The 22,897-nt window shown below is 45.4% G+C and carries 12 protein-coding genes, 1 pseudogene and 1 riboswitch; of the genes and pseudogenes, 12 read left to right on the plus strand and 1 reads right to left on the minus strand.

Annotated elements, in window-relative coordinates; all coding sequences use genetic code 11:
* Window positions 1–55: 55 nt before the first annotated feature.
* Window positions 56–934, plus strand: a pseudogene (locus tag THEAE_RS19540) (extracellular solute-binding protein); the annotation flags it as partial.
* Between the two features lie 82 nt (window positions 935–1,016).
* The gene (locus THEAE_RS0100770; protein WP_028986216.1) at window positions 1,017–2,246 is read left to right on the plus strand and encodes an IS256 family transposase; all 1,230 of its coding nucleotides are present in this window, start codon (window positions 1,017–1,019) and stop codon (window positions 2,244–2,246) included.
* 183 nt (window positions 2,247–2,429) lie between these two features.
* Here THEAE_RS0100770 and THEAE_RS19545 read toward each other — a convergent pair whose 3' ends face one another.
* Window positions 2,430–6,647: a carbohydrate binding domain-containing protein gene (locus THEAE_RS19545; protein ID WP_052329654.1), complete on the minus strand. Its 4,218-nt coding sequence runs from the start codon at window positions 6,645–6,647 to the stop codon at window positions 2,430–2,432.
* Between the two features lie 230 nt (window positions 6,648–6,877).
* On the opposite strand from THEAE_RS19545, the gene THEAE_RS0100780 reads away from it, so the two are divergent.
* From THEAE_RS0100780 to THEAE_RS19555, 10 genes are all read left to right on the plus strand, one after another.
* Window positions 6,878–8,218 (plus strand): GH1 family beta-glucosidase, encoded by a 1,341-nt coding sequence (locus THEAE_RS0100780; RefSeq protein ID WP_028986217.1) that lies wholly within the window; start codon window positions 6,878–6,880, stop codon window positions 8,216–8,218.
* A 43-nt stretch (window positions 8,219–8,261) separates the two neighbouring features.
* Window positions 8,262–10,040, plus strand: a complete 1,779-nt coding sequence (uidA, locus tag THEAE_RS0100785; RefSeq protein ID WP_028986218.1) for a beta-glucuronidase — start codon at window positions 8,262–8,264, stop codon at window positions 10,038–10,040.
* A 5-nt stretch (window positions 10,041–10,045) separates the two neighbouring features.
* A complete protein-coding gene (locus THEAE_RS0100790) occupies window positions 10,046–11,383 on the plus strand; it encodes a glycoside hydrolase family 30 protein (protein WP_028986219.1) in 1,338 nt (445 codons plus the stop codon).
* 115 nt (window positions 11,384–11,498) lie between these two features.
* The gene (locus THEAE_RS19550) at window positions 11,499–12,257 is read left to right on the plus strand and encodes a glycoside hydrolase family 16 protein (protein WP_211233460.1); all 759 of its coding nucleotides are present in this window, start codon (window positions 11,499–11,501) and stop codon (window positions 12,255–12,257) included.
* Window positions 12,258–12,756: 499 nt separating this feature from the next.
* Entirely contained in the window at window positions 12,757–13,731 is a 975-nt protein-coding gene (locus THEAE_RS0100800) for an AAA family ATPase (protein WP_005589094.1), read from the plus strand.
* Window positions 13,732–13,781: 50 nt separating this feature from the next.
* Window positions 13,782–14,996 carry a DUF58 domain-containing protein gene (locus THEAE_RS0100805; protein WP_005589095.1) on the plus strand — a complete coding sequence of 405 codons (1,215 nt, stop codon included), beginning with the start codon at window positions 13,782–13,784 and terminating at the stop codon, window positions 14,994–14,996.
* A complete protein-coding gene (locus tag THEAE_RS0100810; RefSeq protein ID WP_028986221.1) occupies window positions 14,971–17,208 on the plus strand; it encodes a transglutaminase TgpA family protein in 2,238 nt (745 codons plus the stop codon). The genes THEAE_RS0100805 and THEAE_RS0100810 overlap by 26 nt, the downstream gene beginning before the upstream one ends.
* A 157-nt stretch (window positions 17,209–17,365) precedes the next feature.
* Window positions 17,366–18,901, plus strand: coding sequence for a glutamine-hydrolyzing GMP synthase (guaA, locus tag THEAE_RS0100815; protein WP_028986222.1), 1,536 nt, complete (start codon window positions 17,366–17,368; stop codon window positions 18,899–18,901).
* A gap of 82 nt (window positions 18,902–18,983) precedes the next feature.
* Window positions 18,984–19,082, plus strand: a riboswitch (purine riboswitch).
* 267 nt (window positions 19,083–19,349) lie between these two features.
* Window positions 19,350–20,660 (plus strand): NCS2 family permease, encoded by a 1,311-nt coding sequence (locus tag THEAE_RS0100820; protein WP_028986223.1) that lies wholly within the window; start codon window positions 19,350–19,352, stop codon window positions 20,658–20,660.
* Between the two features lie 213 nt (window positions 20,661–20,873).
* Complete coding sequence (locus THEAE_RS19555; protein WP_169729945.1) at window positions 20,874–22,382, plus strand: M1 family metallopeptidase; 1,509 nt, start codon at window positions 20,874–20,876, stop codon at window positions 22,380–22,382.
* The last annotated feature ends 515 nt before the right edge of the window (window positions 22,383–22,897 follow it).

Here is a 22,897-nt window from a genome sequence, read left to right on the forward strand (position 1 = left end):
TTAAAATTCTACGTTAAGGTAGGATTTTAAATAATAGTAAAAAGAAAGGGGTTTCATGCAGATGGATAGAAAAAAGTTGTTCAAAAGTGTAGTAGTACTCTTTATTCTCTCCTTCATTCTTGCGAACTTTGCAGGATGTGCACCTAAAGGGAATGAGACAGCTTCCTCTCCAAAGGAGGAAACAAGCGGCACCGAGAAGGTACAGAAACCTTCCGGAGATGAGCCGGGGTGGAAATTAGATACATCCCCAATCACTTTCGATTGGTATATTAACTTCTCCTGGTTTGCCGGGAAATGGGGAGAGGATATGGTTTCAAAATATGTCACAGAGAAAACAGGAGTCTCTTTAAATATTATTACTCCCGCTGGAAATGAAGCAGAGAAGATGAATACCATGATCGCATCAGGAAAACTACCGGATTTTATAACAATTGGTTGGTGGGAAGATGCAGTAAAGAAAATGATTGAAGGCAAACTCGTTCTTCCATTAAATGAGTTGGCAGAAAATTATGATCCGTATTTCTTTAAAGTCGCAGATCCGGCTAAATTAGAATGGTATAAGCAAGATGATGGAAATGTATATGAATATCCTAATGCATCTTCGTCCCCAAAAGATTTTGAGCGTTATAAAGAATTAAAACCATCTAACCAAACCTTCTTAGTTCGTAAGGATATTTATGAAGCAATTGGTAAACCAGATATGAGAACACCAGAAGGATTTTTAAACGCTCTACAAGCGGCAAAAGAAAAATTTCCGGAAGTAAATGGCGCTCCTTTAATCCCATTCGGATTAAATGAATTTACCGATGTTGGTAATAGTTCGCTAGAAGATTATCTACAAAACTTTTTGGCCATTCCTAGGGAGAAAGATGGAAAAGTATACGACAGAACCAAGTTGAGTCCGTATAATTGGTGTAAAATCAATCGTTCAGCTGGGTGACATAATACACAGGTGCCACCCCCGCCCTTCTCTGGTAGAATGAGTTTGTGAACAAAATCTACAGGGAGGTATGGAGATGGCACAATATAATATTACCTTGAACGATGAAATTTTGAAAGATCTATTTTCTGGAGATAAGGGGGTGGCTGTCTTACTAGAACAGGTGCTGAATCAGGTTCTTCAAGCCCAGGCCACGGACCAGTTGAATGCGGAGCCCTACGAACGGTCTGAAGATCGTCAGGGTTATCGCAATGGTACTCGCCCCCATCCCATTACGACCCGCGTCGGTACGCTGGTATTGCGGGTGCCACGACTCCGTAGCGGCAAGTTTTCCACAGAGCTTTTTGCCCGTTATCAGCGCAGTGAACAGGCACTTTTACTGGCGATGATGGAGATGGTTATTAATGGTGTATCCACAAGGAAGGTAGCTGCCATCACGGAGGAGCTATGTGGTGAAGAGTTTTCCAAGTCTACCGTATCGGAGCTCTGTAAACGATTGGACCCCGTTGTCCAAGGATGGAACGAACGAAGCCTGAAGGACAAGGAATACCCCTTTGTGATCGTGGATGCCATGGTGCTAAAGATTCGTGAGGATGGCAGGGTGCGCTCGAGGGATGCTTTGATTGCTACTGGTGTGGGTGAAGACGGATACCGTGAAGTGCTAGGAATGCGGATCGGGGATAGCGAGTCTGAAGCCAGTTGGAGTGCGTTTTTCGGCTGGTTGAAAGACCGAGGACTGCATGGTGTGGATATCGTTGTCTCTGACAGCCACAGCGGGCTTGTGAAAGCCCTACACACCCAGTTTCAAGGCTGTACCTGGCAACGATGCCAAACGCACTTTATGCGCAACTTCTTGGACGCCGTGCCTAAGAGTTTACAGGAGGAGCTGTATGGGAAAATGCGGGCCATCCTTGATGCGCCGGATGTGAAGACAGCCCGTTTATTAATGGAGCAGGTTGTGGATAATTACAGTGATAAAGCCCGTAAGGCTGTGGATATCCTCGAGTCGGGCTTTGATGACATCACGGCAGTACTGGAGCTACCAGAACGGTACAGGAAACGTCTGCGTACTACCAACGGTCAGGAGCGCCTTAATGAGGAAATCCGCAGGCGAGATCGGGTGATTCGAATCTACCCGAATCGAGACTCGGCGATACGGCTTCTAGGTGCCTTGCTGATGGAGATTGACGAGAAATGGCAATCTGGTCACCGGTACTTTGACATGGAAGACTATTACGTCTGGCGGGAGGAGCGTAGGAAGAAGGAGGTGGCGGAGTCACAGCAGAGCGTCCGAAAGGTTAGTTAACATAATGCAATCACCGGGGAGGGGAGAATTTACACCACATTTAGGACTTGACCCATTTTAAAATATTGCACAAAAACATACATCCCGTTCCACTATGGTTGTGGTTCGGGATGTTTTTGCTTGAAATTTGGGATCGGCTTGGATCGGCTTATTCAACTATACTCTTCTGAGACAGTCCCTGTTTTAATTAGAAATCGGACGCAACGTGATATTATCCAGATAGATGCTCTGACCCGCATAGTGTGGACCCGAAGCATTGTTGCTTCCTAGCTGAAAGACGAGCTTGGCATTTTTATCTGTACTTCCAACCGTAAAAACAAATCGGAAGGTCTGCATGGTAGTATCAACATTAACTTTTTGTCCTTCTAAGTATTTAACATTATAGTCTAATGCATTTTCTACGGATACGACGATTTCTTTTGTTTCCGTAGCAATAGCATCGAAGGAAAGCTCATACGTTTTGCCCGTCTCCAAAGGAATTTGATCTTGGTATACTTGGGTAGACCAGATGAACCAGCCATCGTAATTGGTAAAGCCGATCTTCATCACTCCGCCGCCGTAGGTGTCATACGTAACCGTTGCATCAGATCCATCACCTATATAGAGCTGCCAACCGGTAATATTCGTATCAAAGGTTCCGTTGGTTACCAAGTTTCCATTACCATCATCAGGAAATATTGTATCGGTTACTTTTGCATCGGCAAATCCCGTCGCAGCAACAACAATGGTATAATCCCCGGGACTCTGGAACACTTCCGCAGCTAGCGTTAGCTTGCCCGCCGCCAAATCATATTGATCAACACGTAGTATCTCTCCATTCACGGACACACTTCGCAGTGCACTTCGCCATGTTTCGTTGTCATTAAAGGTAATTTCCAGCGGAGAACCGACAAGGTTGCGTTTCTGGTCCGCTTTTAGTTGTGGTGGTCTTTGGATTGGTGCGTCCTTCATTTCTAATATGACGTTATCAATAAATATATCATGGGCACCCAACGTCTCCGAGCCGTTGATTTTACCCATTAAGAATTTTAGGCTTAACGTATCGTCTTTTGACATGGTAAATTCGTAGGTATAGGTTTTCATTGTTTTTGTTAACTCAACTTGAGCATTCACCACTCGATTATAGCGAACATCATCGATCACTGCTTCTATGGTTCTTGGTACCGATGCCCGAGCATCAAAAGATAACACATAGGTTACGCCATTGGAGAAGCGCATATTTTCCTGATTCAACATGACTTTCCATGATTGGTCTGCTACATTGGCAATGCTTATTTTAGCTTCGCCGTTTTCCTCCGTAAATGTAGCTGCACCACCTTCAATGGCATACGTTTTCCAAGAATCGAGGCCAAAAGAGAAATCGCCGTTATTCAGTGGGAATACGTTGATTCCAGATAAATCGATATTGTTGGTGGTACGGATTAGAACAACGTCATCGATGAATAAATCCCCTTTTTGTCCACCCAACATGAAAGTAAGCAAACCTTCCACATCGCTTGGGTCATTCATGGTAAAAGTCATCGTTTTTTCTTCCATTGTTTCTGTTAGTTTAATGTTTTGCACTTGAGAGTAGTTCTTAACTCCATTCTTATCCTGTAATACGACAGCGATAGTTCGTTCTTTGTCGGCTCTAGCCCGAAACGTTAGTTTATACTCGTTATTCTTAAGTAAATTAATCCCTGGTTGTTGCAATTGAACTTCAGAAGCACTAGAACTGTTAGTTAAGATGGAAACTTTTAATTCTCTAGTTGTCTCATCGACCGAAGCTTTGGCTTGAGCTTCATCCGCTAGGAAATTCCAATAGGTCATTCGATCCATGCGTCCTAAATCAAAGGTGCCGTTATAGACATGGTTGCCGTTTATAGGCTCTTTCGCGGTGTCTGGGTAGAGGTCGGGCATCTCTGTCTCAACGAGTCTAACATTGCCGATCCAAACTGAGTTTGTATTTGTTCCCATATTAAATTCTAAACGAGCCAATGGATCCGTTTCATTCGTCATCTGAAAAGTTGTTTCATATGTCTTTACATTTGACGTAAGCGATATCTCGAGCGGATTAGAATAATTGATCCAATTTCGGTCTGCCCCTGCGCCAAATTTTACGTTTATTGTTCGTTCCGTCGTCGATTTGGCGTCAAAGGTGAGCTTATACCATCGTCCTTTACCTAGGGTCACATTTTGGATGAGTTGAACTGCGTGAGTAGCGTTGCCACCGGCAGTAATATCGACTTTGGCAAATTTACTTCCGCTGATCTCTTCTACGGATACAACTCCATCTCCTTGGAACGTGTTTAAGTGAACGAAATTCCAATATAGGGGATTTAATTCCACATCAGACTCGGTCACTTCCGTAAAGCCTTCATTGAAGGTCGGATCATAAATGTAATTTCCATCGATCGGTGCTTTAATCTCTTCAGGTAAGTCCTCTACTTCAATGATCGGCTCGACGGCTTTACGGTATGCTCTGCCAGTCAATTCGTAGACTCGAACGTAATCTACTTCCATAGCGGCAGGGAACATGGAATTGTCCGGTACTCTTCCTCCATCATAATTTCCACCGATGGCAAGATTTAAAATCATATAGAATTCTTGATCAAACGGAGCAGGGTAAGCATATTTTGCCGGCTGATTTTCCCCTATGCTATCCCAATTGTTTAATGTCTGATACAGGACCCCGTCTACATACCAACGTAATTCGCCAGGTTCCCACTCTAACGAGTAAACATGGAAAGCGGTAATATCGGATTCATCCGTGAAGTAATAGGTGGAGCCGGTGTACTTATTGTTTGGCCATTTGGACCCATAATGAATGGTGCCTCCAACTTGATCCGGCAATCTGCCACGCGCTTCCATAATATCGATTTCTCCAGAAGAAGCCCATTCTCCGTATACATTGTTGGCAGGCATCATCCAGAAGGCGGGCCAGAGTCCTTGGCCTGCAGGCATTTTAATTCTTGCTTCAAATTTTCCGTACTTTTTAGTAAATGTCGGTTTTGTATAGAGTCTAGCTGAAGTGTATGGTTTACCGCCGAATCCATCGTTTTTTGCTAGAATAATTAATTTCCCGTCTTGGACAAGGGCGTTCTCGGCACGATAATACTGTTGTTCATTGTTGCCCCAACTATCCAATCCATATTGGGCACCAGTCCCTAACTGATAATCCCATTTATCGAGATCTACACCATTCACATCGAGATTTCTGCCTGAGCGATCAAACTCATCAGACCATACTAACGTCCATTGGTCTTGGTTTGAAGGCTCACCGTTTCCATTTCCAGGATTTCTTCCGCCAGAATTTGTTTGTAGGTTTTCATGGGTACTTGAGGGTTGATTTAGTAAGCCTTTTACTAGTTGACGTCCGTTAAAGGTTGTTCCGTCCGCTTGATTGTTTATCAGTTTAATCGTTCCATTGCCGGTAATCGATGTACCCGGTGCACCTGACAGAATCGTTAAGGCATCAACGGTTGTGCCCTCTGATACTACGACGATTGCTTTTGTTTCGACATCCAGTTGTTTTACCTTCGAATTTTTTGTGAGGACTAAGCGAACAGGTGTATTTTTTTTATTAATCTTAATCTGATCAACCGTCGAATCAGACAAATAGATGCTATTTACACCTCCTCCGTTTATGAATAACGTACCTTTGATCTCTACTTGTTCTAATGTAACGGCTCCTTCATGCACACCAGCTGTTAAATATAGATTTCCATTGATGCTTGTATCTCGTAGAGTAACATCATCCGTATTAACCAACATATTGCCAATACTGTTCAAACCGGTATATACACCATTTTTCTTTATAATCTGCGGGACAATTTTGTCTAAGAGGGCAACTACCTCTGCACGTGTAACCTCTTGTTGCGGCCGAATGGTCTGATCCGGATAACCTTGTAGATACCCATTTCCGATAAGTCGGATAAATGCATCCTTTGCATAATCGCTTACTCGATTCATGTCAAGGAAATTAGATAATGTTTTTTCCTCAACGTCTGGTAAGTAGAATAGATCTGCTAAGATGTATGCTACCTGTTCTCGAGTAATTGCCTGATTGGGCCGAAAGCTCCCGTCCGGAAAACCAGAAATATAATTCGCACTTTTGGCGATTGCTATTGGCCTCGCGTACCATTTTTTTGGATCCACGTCGGTAAATGTGTTGTCACTTTCTTCAGTAAATCCAAATAGATTGTTTACGATTTGCACAAATTCTGCTCGAGTCATTTCACCATCTGGCTTGAAACTCCCATCAGCATAACCGGTTAACAAACCTTGCGAGATCCATTTCTCTAGCTGTTGTTTTGCCCAATGATTTTGGATCTCGGATTTTACAGGGGTTGCAAATGAGATAGGTATAAAGCTAGCCACAAGGATCAGACATAGGAGCAACGATGTGGCTCTCTTTAACATTTTTTGGACCTCCTTTTTTTATTGTTCACATTTAAGTATTTCGCAATTATTCGGAAAACGAAATCCCTCTATTTTTGTTTTTATCCTTTAAATTTTGGTCATGACCATCAATGGCATCTCTCAAAACGGATCTAAAATTTTGAAACCGAATACAAAACTTTCTATCTAAAAATAAAGGGAGAGAGAGGGTAAACTGGAATAGAAATATTATGAGCATAGGGGTGTTTAAATTGAGTAGATTTTCCAATGAATTTATTTTTGGTACAGCAACTTCTTCCTATCAAATAGAAGGAGCCTACCAAGAAGATGGTAGAACCCCCTCTATATGGGACCACTTTTCCCGTATACCGGGAAAAGTTAGGAATATGGAGAATGGTGATGTGGCTTGTAATCACTATCATCGTTATGAAGAAGATGTGGAAATTCTTAAAAGATTAGGGGTCGATTCATATCGTTTTTCGATCGCTTGGCCAAGAATTTTTCCCGAACCCGGAAAATATAACCCAACAGGTATGGATTTTTATAAAAGATTGATCACTTCCTTAAGAGAAAATAATATAAAACCCGCCGTTACCCTCTATCATTGGGATCTTCCCATGTGGGCTTATAAGCGTGGTGGTTGGATCAACCGTGATTCGGTGCATTGGTTTTTAGAATATGCGGAGAAATGCTTTTCTGAGTTGGATGATATGGTCTATCTGTGGATTACTCATAATGAACCTTGGTGTGCCGGCTTTTTAGGATACCATCAAGGAATTCATGCACCGGGGCATACGGATATGGAAGAAGCATTGAAAGCGGTGCATCATATTCTTTTGTCACACGGCGCTACCGTTGATTTATTGAAAAATAAACTTCAGTCAAAAACACCGATAGGGATCACTCTAAATCTTTCTCCAGTTTATCCGGCAAGTTCGTCAATGAACGATTTATTAGCCGCAAATAATGCGGATGGATACTCCAATCGTTGGTTTTTGGATCCGATTTTTAAAGGGAAGTACCCGGTGGATATGATGAATTTATTTTCAAAGTATGTGCATGATTTTAATTTGGTCCAAGAGGGAGACTTAGAACAGATTTCAATTGAGTGTGATTTTTTGGGAATTAATTATTACAGTCGAAATCTTGTTCAATTTGTAGGGGCTTCAGACTTATTATTTAAACCTGCTTTTTCAGAGTATGAAAAAACATCGATGGGTTGGGATATTGCTCCTAATGAATTCAAAGACTTGATTCGCCGTCTTCGTAAGGAATATACAAAATTACCCATTTATATTACAGAGAACGGAGCCGCCTTTGATGATTACCTATCGGAGGATGGAAAAATTTATGATCATGATCGGCAACGGTATATTGAATTACATCTTAAAGCAATTGCTGATTTAAATGAGGAAGGCATGAATATTGTAGGGTATTATTTATGGTCCCTCCTTGATAACTTCGAATGGGCATATGGATATAGTAAACGCTTCGGAATTACATACGTTGATTTTGAAACGCAGCAAAGAATTTTGAAAGAATCGGGAATCCGTTATGCAGAAATCATTCGCAGTAGAACCATCAATTCTTGAGAGGTTGTCTGCAGTTTTATTTGCTTAGAGAAAGGAGAATCCCATGTTATATCCAGTGGAAAGTGAAACCAGAGAGGTTAAGGACCTTTCGGGGATCTGGCGGTTTAAAATAGATCGGAATCATGAGGGATATCGGAACAAGTGGTATGAGACACCATTACGGGATACCATCATGATGCCCGTACCGGCAAGTTACAATGATATCACACAGGATGCCACGATTCGAGACCATATCGGAGATGTTTGGTATGAGCGTACCTTTTTTGTTCCTGCATCATGGGCTGATAAGCGTATCATGATTAGGGTTGGAAGTGCCACGCATTCTGCAGTTATGTGGGTAAATGGTGTAGAAGTAGCGGCTCATAAAGGCGGGTATCTTCCCTTTGAGGCAGATATATCTGATGTCGTTCATGTAGGAGTTGAAAACCGTGTTACGATTGCCGTTAACAATATTTTAGACAATACCACGATCCCGATTGGCAAGATCAAAAGGTATGACGATGTGTTTCATCCACCAGGTTATAAAGTACAGGAAATCTATCATGACTTTTTTAATTATGCTGGAATTCACCGTCCTGTTAAGCTTTATACCACACCTAAGGTATTTATTGAAGATATTACCTTAGTGACCGACATAGACGGTATGGATGGTTTGATCCATTATAATATTGCTGTTGCAGGACCAACATCACCAGAACAGATCCGTGTTCGTGTTGCGGATGAAGCTGGAAATATTGTAGCAACAGGTTCCCAATTGAAAGGGACGTGTCGAATAGAAAAGGTTCAATTATGGGAGCCGGGAAATGCTTATTTGTATACCTTTCTTGTGGAACTAGTAACGAAAGAGGAAGAAATTAAGGATTGTTATCGACTACCGGTTGGAGTACGTACGGTTCATGTCACAAACAAAAAATTTCTCATTAATGGAAAACCATTTTATTTTAAAGGGTTTGGCAAGCATGAAGATATGGACATCCGAGGGAAGGGTTTAGATGACGCGATTAATGTGAAGGATTTTAATTTATTGAAATGGATCGGGGCCAATTCGTTTCGGACATCCCACTATCCCTACTCAGAGGAGATTTTACAGATGGCGGACCGTGAAGGGATTGTAGTGATCGCGGAATCTCCTGCCGTTGGGTTTAATTTCTGGAATGATAAAGAGGTATTTACCGATGAACATGTACACCCGGAAGCATTAGCACATCATCTCAATGTGATGGAAGAAATGATTAAACGAGATAAAAACCACCCTTCGATTGTAATGTGGAGTGTAGCGAATGAGGCAACGACCCATGAGGATGGGGCCTTTTCTTATTTCAAGGCTGTAGCCGACAAAACTCGTTCATTAGATCCAACTCGACCAATAACCATTGTACAAAATACAAACCCAGACGATTGCAAGGTTGCACAATTGTTTGATGTGATTTGTGTCAATCGTTATCCTTCATGGTATACAGACTCAGGGCATCTAGAAGTGATTGAACGACAATTAGAGATTGAATTGACAAAGTGGCACACACGATTTAACCAACCCGTGATGATGACCGAGTACGGTGCCGATACGATCGCAGGTTTTCATTCGGACCCACCGGTTATGTTTAGTGAAGAATACCAATGTGCTTTACTAGAGCATCATCACCGGGTGTTTGACCGACTTGACTTTATCATAGGAGAACATGTGTGGAATTTCGCAGATTTTGCCACAAAGCAAGGGGTTACACGTGTTGGTGGAAATAAGAAGGGCGTATTTACGAGACAGCGACAACCGAAAGCAGCAGCGCACCTGTTAAGAAAAAGATGGCATACGGAAAGGAGATGAAGTTTGTGGGTAACATTAAAGTCGTTGTCACGGCTAAGGACACGCAAGACAGATTAACCGAAAAAGAAAGCGCCTCATTCATACCAAGAAATGGTAAAAAAGCTGATATAGAATTAGATTCTTCGCAAACATATCAGACGATTATCGGTTTTGGGGGTGCGTTTACGGAAGCAACTGCGTATACCTTGGCACAAATGAGCCCAGATAAAAGAGAAGAAGCCATTCACAGCTATTTTGATCAACAAAATGGTTTAGGCTATACCATCGGTCGAGTTCATATTCACAGTTGTGATTTTGCTTTAGAAAACTATACGTATGTTAAAGATCATGACGTAGAATTAAAGACATTTAATATTACCAGGGATAAAAAGTGGGTTCTACCTCTAATTAAAGATGCGATGACGGTGAAAGGAGGGGAAATCAAGCTCTTAGCATCTCCTTGGAGCCCGCCGTCTTGGATGAAAACGAACGGAGAAATGAATCATGGTGGAAAACTTTTGCCGGAGTATAGGGCTGTATGGGCCAAGTATTATACCAAGTTTATAAAGGCATACAGAGAAGAAGGAGTAAATATATGGGCCATTACCATTCAAAATGAGCCTGTAGCTGTGCAACCTTGGGAGTCTTGTATTTATACAGCCGAGGAAGAAAGAGACTTCTTAAAATATTATCTGGGTCCGATCATGCATCAAGAAGGTTTGGAAGATGTAAAGATTCTCATCTGGGACCATAATCGTGATATGATCGTCCATCGGGCCTCTACGGTACTCTCTGATCCGGAAGCTGCAAAGTATGTTTGGGGAACCGGATTTCATTGGTATGTAAGCGAGGAATTTGAAAATGTAGGAAAGGTACATGAATTATTCCCGGGCAAACATTTGCTTTTTACCGAGGGGTGTCAAGAAGGAGGAGTGAAATCGGGGGAATGGTTTACGGGGGAAAGATACGGTAGGAATATGATTGGGGATTTAAATAACTGGACGGAGGGTTATCTCGATTGGAATATGGTTTTAAACGAAGAAGGTGGCCCAAACCACGTCCGAAATCTATGTGATGCACCAATCATTGCGGATACCCGCACCAATGAACTTTACTATAACAGTTCATACTATTATATTGGACATTTTAGCAAGTATATCAGACCAGGCGCCGTAAGAATTGGAGTTACCCAAGAAAATGAGCGCCTCTACACAACTGCATTTTTAAATGAAGATGGAAACATAGCTGTTGTCGTCATGAATGAAACCGATCACGAAATACCGTTTAGTCTAGGCTATGAAAATCAAATTGTAGAATTAAATTCAATGGCGCACTCCATCGTAACTTATATTTTTAAGAAATAAATTCTTCAATGGTAGAGAAATCAGATAAAAAATAACGTTTTATCACATTAATCAGTGGGTAGATTACGTTTTTCGCTTTAAGATTAACAGTTTCAAAAGGAGAGGAGAGATGCTGATGAGTAAGAATGGTTGGAAGCTTGTTTGGAATGACGAATTTAAAGGGAATGAGATCGATCCGTCCAAATGGGAGTATGATCTCGGTGGTCATGGTTTCGGTAATAATGAATCACAATATTATACGAACAGACCTGAGAATGCGTATATCGACAATGGAAAACTGATTATTAAGGCAATGAAAGAAGAGTATGGGGGTAAACCGTACACATCGGCAAAACTGAGAACACGGGGTAAAGCAGATTGGACTTATGGACGATTTGAGGTTCGAGCAAAATTGCCGGAAGGGAAAGGGATTTGGCCTGCAATCTGGATGATGCCGACGGATTTGGAGGTATATGGTGGATGGCCCAGCTGTGGTGAAATCGACATTATGGAACTGGTCGGGCATGAACCGAACAAAGTGTACGGTACGATTCACATGGGTAATCCCCACTTTTATACGGGTGGGAATTATACACTACGGGAAGGTAAATTCTCCGATGATTTCCATATATTCACTCTTGAATGGACCCCTTCTGAAATGAGGTGGTATGTGGATGATATCTTGTACTCAACCAAGAATGATTGGTTTACAAGAAAAAATAAAGATGCAGAGAAAGAACCTTTTCCCGCACCTTTTAACCGACCGTTCTATCTACAGTTGAATCTTGCGGTAGGAGGAGATTGGCCAGGTTACCCGGATGAGACAACGGTTTTCCCTCAAACTTTTGAAATCGATTATGTTAGGGTATATCAGCCAGAGGACGGAAAGTACTAATCACAAAGATCGGGACATATCGATGAGTAACAGCTTCTGATTGCGGCTAGCAAGTATCAAACTGGATTAGACCAACCTCAACTAAACACCATGGTTGAGAATGAGAAATTGTCGGGGATTCAGGTGGGTGCAAACCTTATCTCGACTTAACCGAACTTATCGTGGCAAGAAGGATCCTTTCGTGCTCAACTTTGTGAACAAAATATTGCACAAAAAAACATCCCGTTCCACTAGGATTGTGGTTCGGGATGTTTTTTGCTTGAAATTCGCGATCGGCTTACTCGACTATACTTTTTTGAGGCAGCCCCTTTTATGTTTCCGATGACATCTATTTTACTGTCAATCTTTTTTCCGAGGTTTTCGGCGCTGAAATCCTTTGTCTCCTTTAGCAGGAAATTGCAGGTTGAGGGAGAATAATAATGAATGGGTAATCTCTACAGCGCGATCCCGGATCAACCGAAAGATCCGAAACGTTATAAGCCGAGAGAGGAGAGAATACGTGATTAAAGGAGAAGAGAATCTCATTTTTGACACACCGAGCACCTGGCTGAGGGAAATCATCGATCAGGTCGAACGGGTTATCATCGGGAAACGGGCCATCATCGAAAAAGCCGTTGTCGCACTCCTCTCGGGAGGACATCTTCTTTTGGAAGATGTGCCGGGGGTGGGGAAGACGATGCTGATCCGTGCCCTTGCCCGGACCATGGGGCTTACCTTTAAACGAATCCAATTTACGCCCGATCTTTTGCCCTCCGATGTGACGGGTGTTTCGGTTTATAATCAGAAAAATATGGAATTTCAATTTCGACCCGGCCCGATCATGGCCAACGTCGTGTTGGCCGATGAGATTAACCGTACATCACCCAAGACCCAGGCCGCCCTTCTGGAAGCGATGGAAGAGGGGAATATCACGGTGGATGGGGAGACGCACCGACTGCCGAACCCTTTCTTTGTTTTGGCCACCCAAAACCCCATCGAATATGAAGGAACCTTTCCCCTCCCTGAGGCGCAGCTGGATCGTTTCATGCTAAAATTAAAAATGGGATACCCCAATCCGAAAGAAGAGGCGGAATTGCTCCGGAGAATCCAGGAACACCATCCCATTGAAGATGTGGTTCCTGTGATTGCCCGGGAAGAACTGCTCCAATTGCAGCAATCGGTTAAAAAGATTCATCTGGAGGAGAGCCTGCGCGCCTATATCGTTGAATTGGTGCAGAGGACCAGAGAGCATCCTGCGGTCTACCTGGGGGCAAGCCCCAGGGGTTCCATCGCATTAATGCGAACTTCCCAGGCCCTCGCCTTCGTCCGGGGGAGAGAGTATGTCATTCCCGACGACATTCGGGAGATGCTGATCCCCACCATGGCTCACCGCGTTCTTCTGAGGTCGGAAAGCAGGCTGAATGGTACGACGGTAGAAGGAGTACTTCATGAGGTGGTGAACCGGGTCAGGGTTCCGATCTTTGAGAGGGGATAAGATGTATTCGGAAGATAAAGAAGAAATAAAGAGGGAAAGAGGCGGAGCGAATGCGTTTCAATAGGAATGGGTTGCTCTCCCTCCTGATTCTCTGGGGAGCAACCTTCGTGTACCGTCAATTCCAAGGAGGGTTTGTAAGCAACTTTCTCTTTTATGCGATCACTTCCCTCTCCCTTCTGGAAATCTGGATATGGATGGGAACGAGGGGAAAGGTGGTCGTGGAACGCCGGTTAAGCAAGAAACAGCTTAAAGACGGGGAGAGGCTGGATGTGGATCTCTTCTTATCCTTTCATGGTTTTTTCCCTTTTTTATTTGTTACCGTGGTAGATCCTCTTCCCCCTGCCTTAGGTGGATTGACGGAGGGAAATCAAATCTGGAAGCTCCTCCTATTTCGGCGAAACATTCGATTCTCCTATGTACTCGCTCCCGTCCCCCGGGGTGAGCATTCCTTTACAGAGGTGTGGATGGAATGGAGCGATCTCTTTGGTTTCTTTCACCGGCGGATCATTTTGCCTTTGCCGGATCAGATTCTTGTCTTTCCATCCTATGATGAGGTCCGTTCGTTTCCTACCATCAACGAGAAAAATGCAGGGCTCACTTTCGCCTTGAGGAGGAGTTCCGAAGATGTGGCTTTGGTGATGGGAATTCGAGATTACGCCGCAGGAGACCGATTGAATCGAATTCATTGGAAGGCGACCGCCAGAACCGGCGCCTTGAAAACGAAGGAGTTTGAGGTTCACGTTACGAACGATTTTCTCCTCTTTCCCGATTGCACCCAAAAAGGATATGCGGGGAAGAGTGACGATTTTGAACGTTCGATTCGTCTCGCCGCCACACTGGTCCGCTATTCCGTAAAAAATGGATATCACGTGGGCCTTTCCCTTTACCAAAAAGAGAGGATATTTGTCCCCTTAGGGCAAAATTCCGATCATGAAATCCGTTTATTTACCCAATTGGCTCGGGCGAAGGCGGTCTCCCTCTATCCCTTTCCCAGGCAGTTGGTGGACCAGATGGCCTATATTCCCTATGGAACCACGGTGGTAATCATTACCCCCCAATGGGATCAGGAGATGATGAAGGCTTTATCCATCATGCGCATGCGAAAATTGTCGTTGGAATTCTTTCTGGTGGCTCCCCGAATGCCGGAAGGTGCTCCCGCCTTTTTTATCAAGGAGGGCATATCCTATCATCTGCTGGATAAGCGACCGATCGAGGTGATATTGAAAGGGGGTGTAGGGGATGGGGAAAGGGCAATCCCTTACTAATGTAGGCATAAAAGCGGTCCTCGCTTTCCTCCTGATGTTGATCGGAATGGAGTGGATTCATACGCTTCCATTCTTCACCGATACGGAGGCGTCCTATTTATACCTATTTGATACGATCATCGGGGTTACTCTGCTCCTCTCCTGGATCTTTCCATGGGTGTGGCTTCGCTTTCTCACCTCCCTTCTCTTCATGTTCTATTGGTTTCAAGTTTACCGGGGAGAGGGTGAAAAATGGCCGGATTGGTGGTTTTCCCTCTGGGGGGAGGTGAGGGGGGCGATCCCGGCTATCCTTGGTTTGCGGTTAAATCAGCTCAATGCAGATCTCAGGACGGGGTTCTTTTTTCTCTTTTTAACTCTCCTCAGTTTAACCCTATACAGAGAGGTCGTTGAGAAGGGGAGGATTCTCTTTTTTCTCCTTCTTTCATTTATATGGATTGGAGTGTTGGACACCTTCTTTCTCTTTGACGGCAGTCTTCCCACGATTCGCCTTTTTCTTTATTCTTTTTTCCTCCTCGCCATCCAAACGTTAAGAAAGAATCCCGTCTTCCTGTCCTCTAAGGGAAAAGGAAGGGATCTCATTCCCTGGGCAGGATTGTTACTTACCCTCCTCCTCCTCTTTTCCGGCATTGGACTGATTTCCCCTAAGGCGGCACCGAGCTGGCCCGATCCCGTTTCTTTCCTGCAGACGTTAAAAGAGGATCCCGGTTCGGGTACTGGAGGGGTGCAGGTTTCCGGTTACGGGAAAGACGACTCTCGCCTTGGAGGAGGATTTGTCCAGAGCGATGAGGTGGTGTTTACGGCGAAGGTGGATGGAGATCTCTATCCTTCCCATTATTGGCGGGGAGAGTCGAAGGATACCTATACCGGACACGGGTGGGTGAAAGAGGTGCCGGACGAAATTCAACCCCTCTCCGACGGGAAAATAATGGATCGCTTATTTAATCCCGTCTCCCTCCCCATGAAAAATCTAAGGGAGACGGTTACATTCCAGCAACCTGGGGAGATCCTCTTTACGAGCGGCCAGCCCCTTCAGATTATTCCCCAATTTAAACCGGACGCCGGGAAGAGCGGGGGAGTTCAGTTTGATGCGGCGAGCTATGCGCTCTCATCCAAAACGCCCGTCGCCACGTATCTTTCTATCTCCCAAATTCCTGTGATTGACGAGAAACGTCTCATTCAGGTCTCCAACCTTCTGCTTCAGGGGAGTGCCTCTTATCCGGACTGGACCGCCCCATACCTTCAGCTTCCCGATTCGCTTCCCGCCCGGGTAAAAGAGCTCGCGGCCAAAGTAGTGGGAGAGGAGAAGAATGCGTATAAAAAGGCGAAGAAGATCGAGGGATTCCTCCGCTGGGGAAATATTTATCGTTACGAAACTCAGGATGTTCCATTTCCGGCAGAGGGACAAGATTTTGTCGATCAGTTTCTGTTTGAGACGAAGAGAGGGTACTGTGACCACTTCTCTTCCGCCATGGTGGTGATGCTCCGCTCTCAGGGAATTCCGGCGCGTTGGGTGAAAGGATATGCCTTTGGAGAGTTAAAGAGGAACGATCGGGGAGAGCTGGAGACGACCGTTCGGCAAAAGGATGCCCACTCTTGGGTGGAGGCTTATTTTCCCGAAGTCGGCTGGGTTCCCTTTGAAGCAACCGCCTCTTTTTTCACTCCTTATGAAATGGTAAGGGAGAGCACCGGCTCGGCGACGGCAGGAGCCGCCGATGACCCGGCCATGGAAGAGATGCCGAAACCGGAGGAATTGGAGAAGATGAAAGCCGCCTTGACGGACGTGGAGGGAAAACAGGCGCAAGAAACGAAGGGAGAGAGCGTCTCTTCCCCCGGTGTCTCCTTCCCGATTCGGTTTCTCTTCCTTCCGATTTCATTTCTTTTGTTCCTCCTTCTCCTCCTAGTCGTTGTTCTAAATCGAGATCGTCTCCTATTCTGGTGGCGGACTCGGGGGTTAAACCGGAATGGGGAATCCCACTTTATCGTGGAATTTTACAGGAGGCTCCTTTCCCTCTACGAACGCATGGTTCCCCGACCTCCCCATGCGACGGTGCGGGAATATGCCCGAATTCTTCCCCTAAACGGGGAACAGGGGAGTTTTAAGGCGTTGACCAAAGCATTTGAGGAAGCGCGCTACGGGGAGAGGGAACCTCAAATGTCAAAGGATGAGATGACGAAATTGGGCAAGCGATTCTTTTCGCGCAGGCGGAAATAGCCCTCATATGCCTTTTCCCGACCTTTTTTCATTGCAGGAATGGAGATTCCTGTGATAGGATGGGAACGTAATGGGAGTCGGTCAAAATCATTTTTGAGGACATTGTATGAGAAAGCCCCGGTCGATTTAAATGAGGGCACAGGAGGATTGCATGGGAATGGAACAGGAGCGCGAATGGATATTGGTTCTCGATTTTGGCGGTCAATATAATCAATTAATCGCCCGCCGCATCCGGGAACTTGGGGTTTACAGCGAACTTTGGCCATATGATACCCCCATTGAGAAAATTCTCGAGAAAAAACCGAATGGAATTATTTTCTCCGGCGGTCCGAACAGCGTTTATGACGAGGGCGCACCGCTGGTAGATCCGAAAATCTATGGATTGGGGATCCCTATTTTTGGAATTTGTTACGGGATGCAGATGATGGCTTATCAATTGGACGGGAAAGTGGAAAGGGCAGAAGCAGGCGAGTATGGGAAAGCCATTGCCCGTCTGCGCCATGATCCCCTCTTTTCCGCATTATCTGAAGAAGAGAAGGTCTGGATGAGTCATGGAGACCAGGTGGTTGCACCTCCGGAAGGGTTTCGGGGGATTGCCTCCACATCTTCTACCCCCATCGCAGCGATGAGCGATACGGAACGAAATTTCTTCGGGGTTCAATTTCATCCTGAGGTAAAGCATACCGAGCACGGGGAGACGATTTTGGAGAACTTCCTCTTTAAGATTTGCGGTTGCCACGGGGATTGGAGCATGGGCGGATTTATAGAGGAGGCCGTTCGCCAGATCCGGAGTCAGGTGGGAGATGAGGAAGTCTTATGCGCATTAAGCGGTGGTGTAGACTCTTCCGTGACCGCTGCCCTTGTCCATCGGGCCGTTGGGGATCGGCTTACCTGCGTATTCGTCGATCATGGACTGCTCCGCAAGGGGGAGGCGGAATCGGTGATGGCCACCTTTGCGGAAAAGTTCCACATGCGTGTGATCCATGTGGATGCGAAGGAGCGCTTTTTGGCCAAATTGGCCGGAGTTACCGATCCGGAGAAGAAGCGGAAGTTCATCGGCGAGGAATTTATCCGTCTCTTCGAAGAAGAGGCGGCAAAGCTCTCCAATATCCGCTATTTGGCGCAGGGTACCCTTTACACCGACATCATCGAAAGTGGAACGAAGACCGCCCAGACGATTAAATCCCATCATAATGTGGGAGGCCTGCCGGAGCATTTTAATTTTAAGCTGGTGGAACCTCTGAAGACTCTCTTTAAAGATGAAGTGCGGAAACTAGGCGAAGAGTTAGGCCTTCCGGAGGAAATCGTATGGCGCCAACCCTTCCCTGGGCCTGGGCTTGCCATTCGGGTTCTGGGTGAGGTGACCCCGGAAAAATTAGAAATTGTGCGGGAGTCGGATGCGATTCTCCGGGAGGAGATCAAAAAGGCGGGGCTTTCCCGGGAGATCTGGCAATATTTCACCGCCCTTCCCGATATGAAAAGCGTTGGTGTGATGGGAGATAGTCGAACTTACGCATATACGGTGGGAATTCGGGCGGTTACGTCGGTGGATGGCATGACGGCGGATTGGGCCCGCATTCCCTACGAGGTGTTGGAGAAGATCTCTACCCGCATTGTGAACGAGGTGCCCCATGTAAACCGGGTGGTTTACGACATCACCTCCAAGCCACCGGCGACCATTGAATGGGAATAAGGAAAAACACGAATGAAAATTTTAAATTTAACTTAAATGTACGTTTTTTATTGACTTATTGCCCTCTGTTTGGTACCATTTTTGACGAAAAGAAGGATAAATGCGTATAAGCTTAAGGATTGGCTTAAGCGTCTCTACCGGCAACCGGAATTGCCTGGCTACGCATGATCGTACCGAAGAGCTTTTTCCCTCTACTTATTCCCATTCTCTTTTCTCACTTTTTCAATAAACCTTCTCTCCGCGACTTGGCCGATGAAGACGGAACGGAGAAGGAAGGAGAATGGTTGTCTAGGATAGAGGTTTTGTTTTATGGAAAAGAACAGGGTACGATATCGTGTATAGACAGGAGACCGCTTGGAGAGTCTTAAACCAGGCGGTTTTTCGCTTTTATCTATTCTTTATCTCTTTATCTTTATTTTCTCGAAAAGGAGTGGAAAGCTTGAAGGCGATTCAAGATTATTTTCGTTTCTCGGAGCGGAAAACGACGTACCGTACTGAGTTTATCGCGGGATTAACCACGTTTTTATCCATGGCTTACATCCTATTCGTGAACCCGATGGTTCTAGGAGAGACGGGAATGGATAAGTCCTCCGTCTTTGTGGCGACGGCAGTCGCTTCAGCCATCGGTACGCTGATCATGGGGTTATACGCCAACTACCCCATCGCACAAGCTCCAGGAATGGGCTTAAATGCTTTTTTCGCCTACACGGTGGTCTTAGGTATGGGGATTCCGTGGCAGACGGCGTTGGCCGGGGTTTTTACATCCGGGATTGTTTTCTTCCTCCTAACATTATTTAAGATCCGGGAAACCATCATTAATTCCATTCCATTTAGCTTAAAGATGGCGACCGGAGCAGGAATTGGACTTTTTATTGCATTTATCGGTCTTAAAAATGCAGGGATCGTCATCATTGATCCCCAATCAGCCCTTCCCAAGTTAGGAAATATTCATACGGGAAATACGCTCCTTACGGTCTTTGGGCTCTTGGTTACCGCCATCTTCCTCGTACGCAAAATTAGGGGAGGAGTTTTCTATGGCATGCTCCTGACGGCGATTGTAGGAATGTTTTTTGGCCTCGTTCCCGTTCCCCAGGGCATCCAGGATATTGTAGGCAGCGTTCCCAGCATCGCTCCCACCTTTGCTCAGCTTGAGTGGGAGAAACTTTTACGTCCCACCGGGGATCTTTTGATCGTCATCTTTACTTTTCTCTTCGTCGACTTTTTTGACACGGCCGGTACGGTGATGGCGGTTGCCGCCCAAGCGGGTTTGCTGAAGGATAATAAATTGGAGCGGGGTGGACGTGCTTTAACCTCCGATGCCATTGCCACCATGGTCGGCGCTTGGCTCGGTACTTCGACCGTCACCTCTTATATTGAATCTTCTTCCGGAGTTGCCGCCGGGGGGCGTACCGGTTTTTCTTCCGTGGTGGTTGCCGCATTATTTCTCCTCTCCCTCGTATTTGCTCCTCTTCTCGGGATTGTTACCCCTCAGGTGACTGCGCCGGCTTTAATCATTGTCGGAGTACTTATGGCGGCTAATCTCCTTAAGATTAAATGGGATGAAATCGATGAAGCATTCCCTGCATTCCTTACCGTTCTTCTCATGCCTCTTACGTACAGCATTGCCACCGGGATTGCTTTAGGTTTTGTGACCTATCCTATTGTGAAAATCGCAAAAGGGAAAGCGCGGGAAATCCATCCGATTATGTACGGACTCTTTCTCGTCTTTATAGCCTATTTCATCTGGCTGGCGCGTTAAATTCATTTACCGGTCTAAGATCGATTTCGTTTCTGCCTCTCTTTCTCGGCCAAAGAGAGGTTTCTTTTTTTCTCTTGTTTCTTTGGCAATTTTCACGTTTTTTTGGTATAATTTCCTACAATTATACCTGTATGGAGTTTTCATATCCGTCAAAGCAGGGCGCTCACGATGATGGGATGGATCAAAAAACAATGGAAGCGAAGGGGGAAAAGGATGAGGCGGTGGAGATTAACGTTATTTGGCGTGCTCCTTCTTCTCTTCATCGGAGGAGGCATCGTATGGTTCCGGTGGAATCAGGCGCCGCCCGGTGAGGAGGCTTCTTTTTGGAAAGAAAGCTGGACGGTTCAGCCCTCCTTAGAAGGGGTAAACAACGCGTACAGGGCAAAGATTACGGTTAACCCGGAGGAAAAAGTGATCCAAGGAGATTTGACTGCATGGATCCTAAACGATACCGGCAAAGAGCAGGATCATGTTTATTTTCATATCTACCCTAATCTCTTTCGCCCTGAAAATTCCCTTCGTGGTTCGGTTTGGGAAGAGGTGTTGGGAAAAGATCCGAAACCCGGATGGATGAAGGTGGAAGGGGTATGGGTGCAGGGAAAAAAGGTTGACTTTATCGTTAAGGATACCCTCCTTGAGATCCCTTTGGACTGGAAAAAAGGAGAAAAAACCGCCGTTATGATTCGTTTTTCTTTCGGGCTTCCCCAAAATAACGGACGTCTCTCTTATGATGATCATGCGATGTGGCTGGGGAATTGGCTTCCCATAAAAGCCGTATATGATGAAGAAGGATGGAATCTTGACCCCTATTATCCCATCGGGGATCCCTTTTATAGCGATATCGCCAATTATGAGGTGGAGGTCCGTCTTCCACAGGGATTCCAGGTCGCATCCACCGGCGTCGAGGTAGGAACCCCTAAAATCGAACAGGGGAACATGGAGATTCATCATTATAGGGCAGATAAGGTAAGAGATTTTGCCATGGTGGTGATGGATAAGGAGTATACATACAAGGAAGGGAAAGCAGGCGATGTACGGGTTCTTACATGGCATAAGCGGGAAGATTCCGCTGAAGTGGCGGAAAGGCTGCACCAGGTCGCCATCTCTTCTTTAACCGCCTATAGTCAAAAATATGGGGGGTATCCCTATCCGGAATACGACGTGGTGGCAACGGGCGGATTTTTTGGCGGGATGGAGTACCCTGGGCTTATCTTTGCGGAAGGAAGTTATTTCAGGCGAAATGACCCGTACGGGGTGCTGGTGGTCGCCCATGAGACGGCCCATCAATGGTGGTATGGCCTGGTGGGAAATGATGAGGTCGAGCATCCATGGATGGATGAAAGCCTTACGGAATATGCCACACTAAACTATTTGCTCGAGCATGAGAAGTCGTGGGCTCCTTCGTATCTGAGACTGAAGGAATCGGCTATAGAGAAGGCGAAAGTGTATGAAAGCAGAGGAGAAAGGATCTCCGCCTCCGTCAATCAGTTTACAAGTTGGGATTCATACGGGGTGATGATTTATGAGGTTGGCCCCCTGATGTTTTATGAATGGGAACAGAAGGTGGGAAAAGAAGAAATGGAAAAGATGCTTAAAGATTATTTCTCCCGCTACCGATATAAAAATGCAACCCCCGAGGATTTTCTTCAAGTAGTGAAAGACCACTTTGGAGATCGGGGCGTTCGCTTCATGAAGGATTGGCTGGAAGGAAAGGAACATTGATCTCACGGAACAAAATCGATCCATCCGAATATGGGAAAAAGAAACAAGGGAAATAGAATGCGCTTCAGCGGGCGTCGTTAGGATTTTTCGCCCGCTGAAGTTTTTGGGAGAGAAATGATTTACAAAAATTGTATGCATCAAGCATCTTGACTTGGGGAATGGTTCGTGGTAAGATGTGAAACGTCGCTTCGGGGGACAAAAAACAGAAGAGCTGCCGGGAATGAATCCAACCGAATCAGGACCGGACAGAAACCAAAAATTCTCTGTTGACAAAAAGCTCCTCGATGTGATAAGATAACCAACGTCGCTGCCACGGCGGCGAAGGAAGAAAGACCCATGGTTCCTTGAAAACTGAACAGAAACGCCTGTGAGGAATAAAAGCAAGAAGAATTGAGAGTCGAGGAAGAAGACTCGAGCATGGGGGAAGGAAGGGAACTTCCGGAACCCTCTTATATGGAGAGTTTGATCCTGGCTCAGGACGAACGCTGGCGGCGTGCCTAATACATGCAAGTCGG

Origin of the sequence: Thermicanus aegyptius DSM 12793, from assembly GCF_000510645.1 — a bacterium.
Lineage (GTDB): Bacteria > Bacillota > Bacilli > Thermicanales > Thermicanaceae > Thermicanus > Thermicanus aegyptius.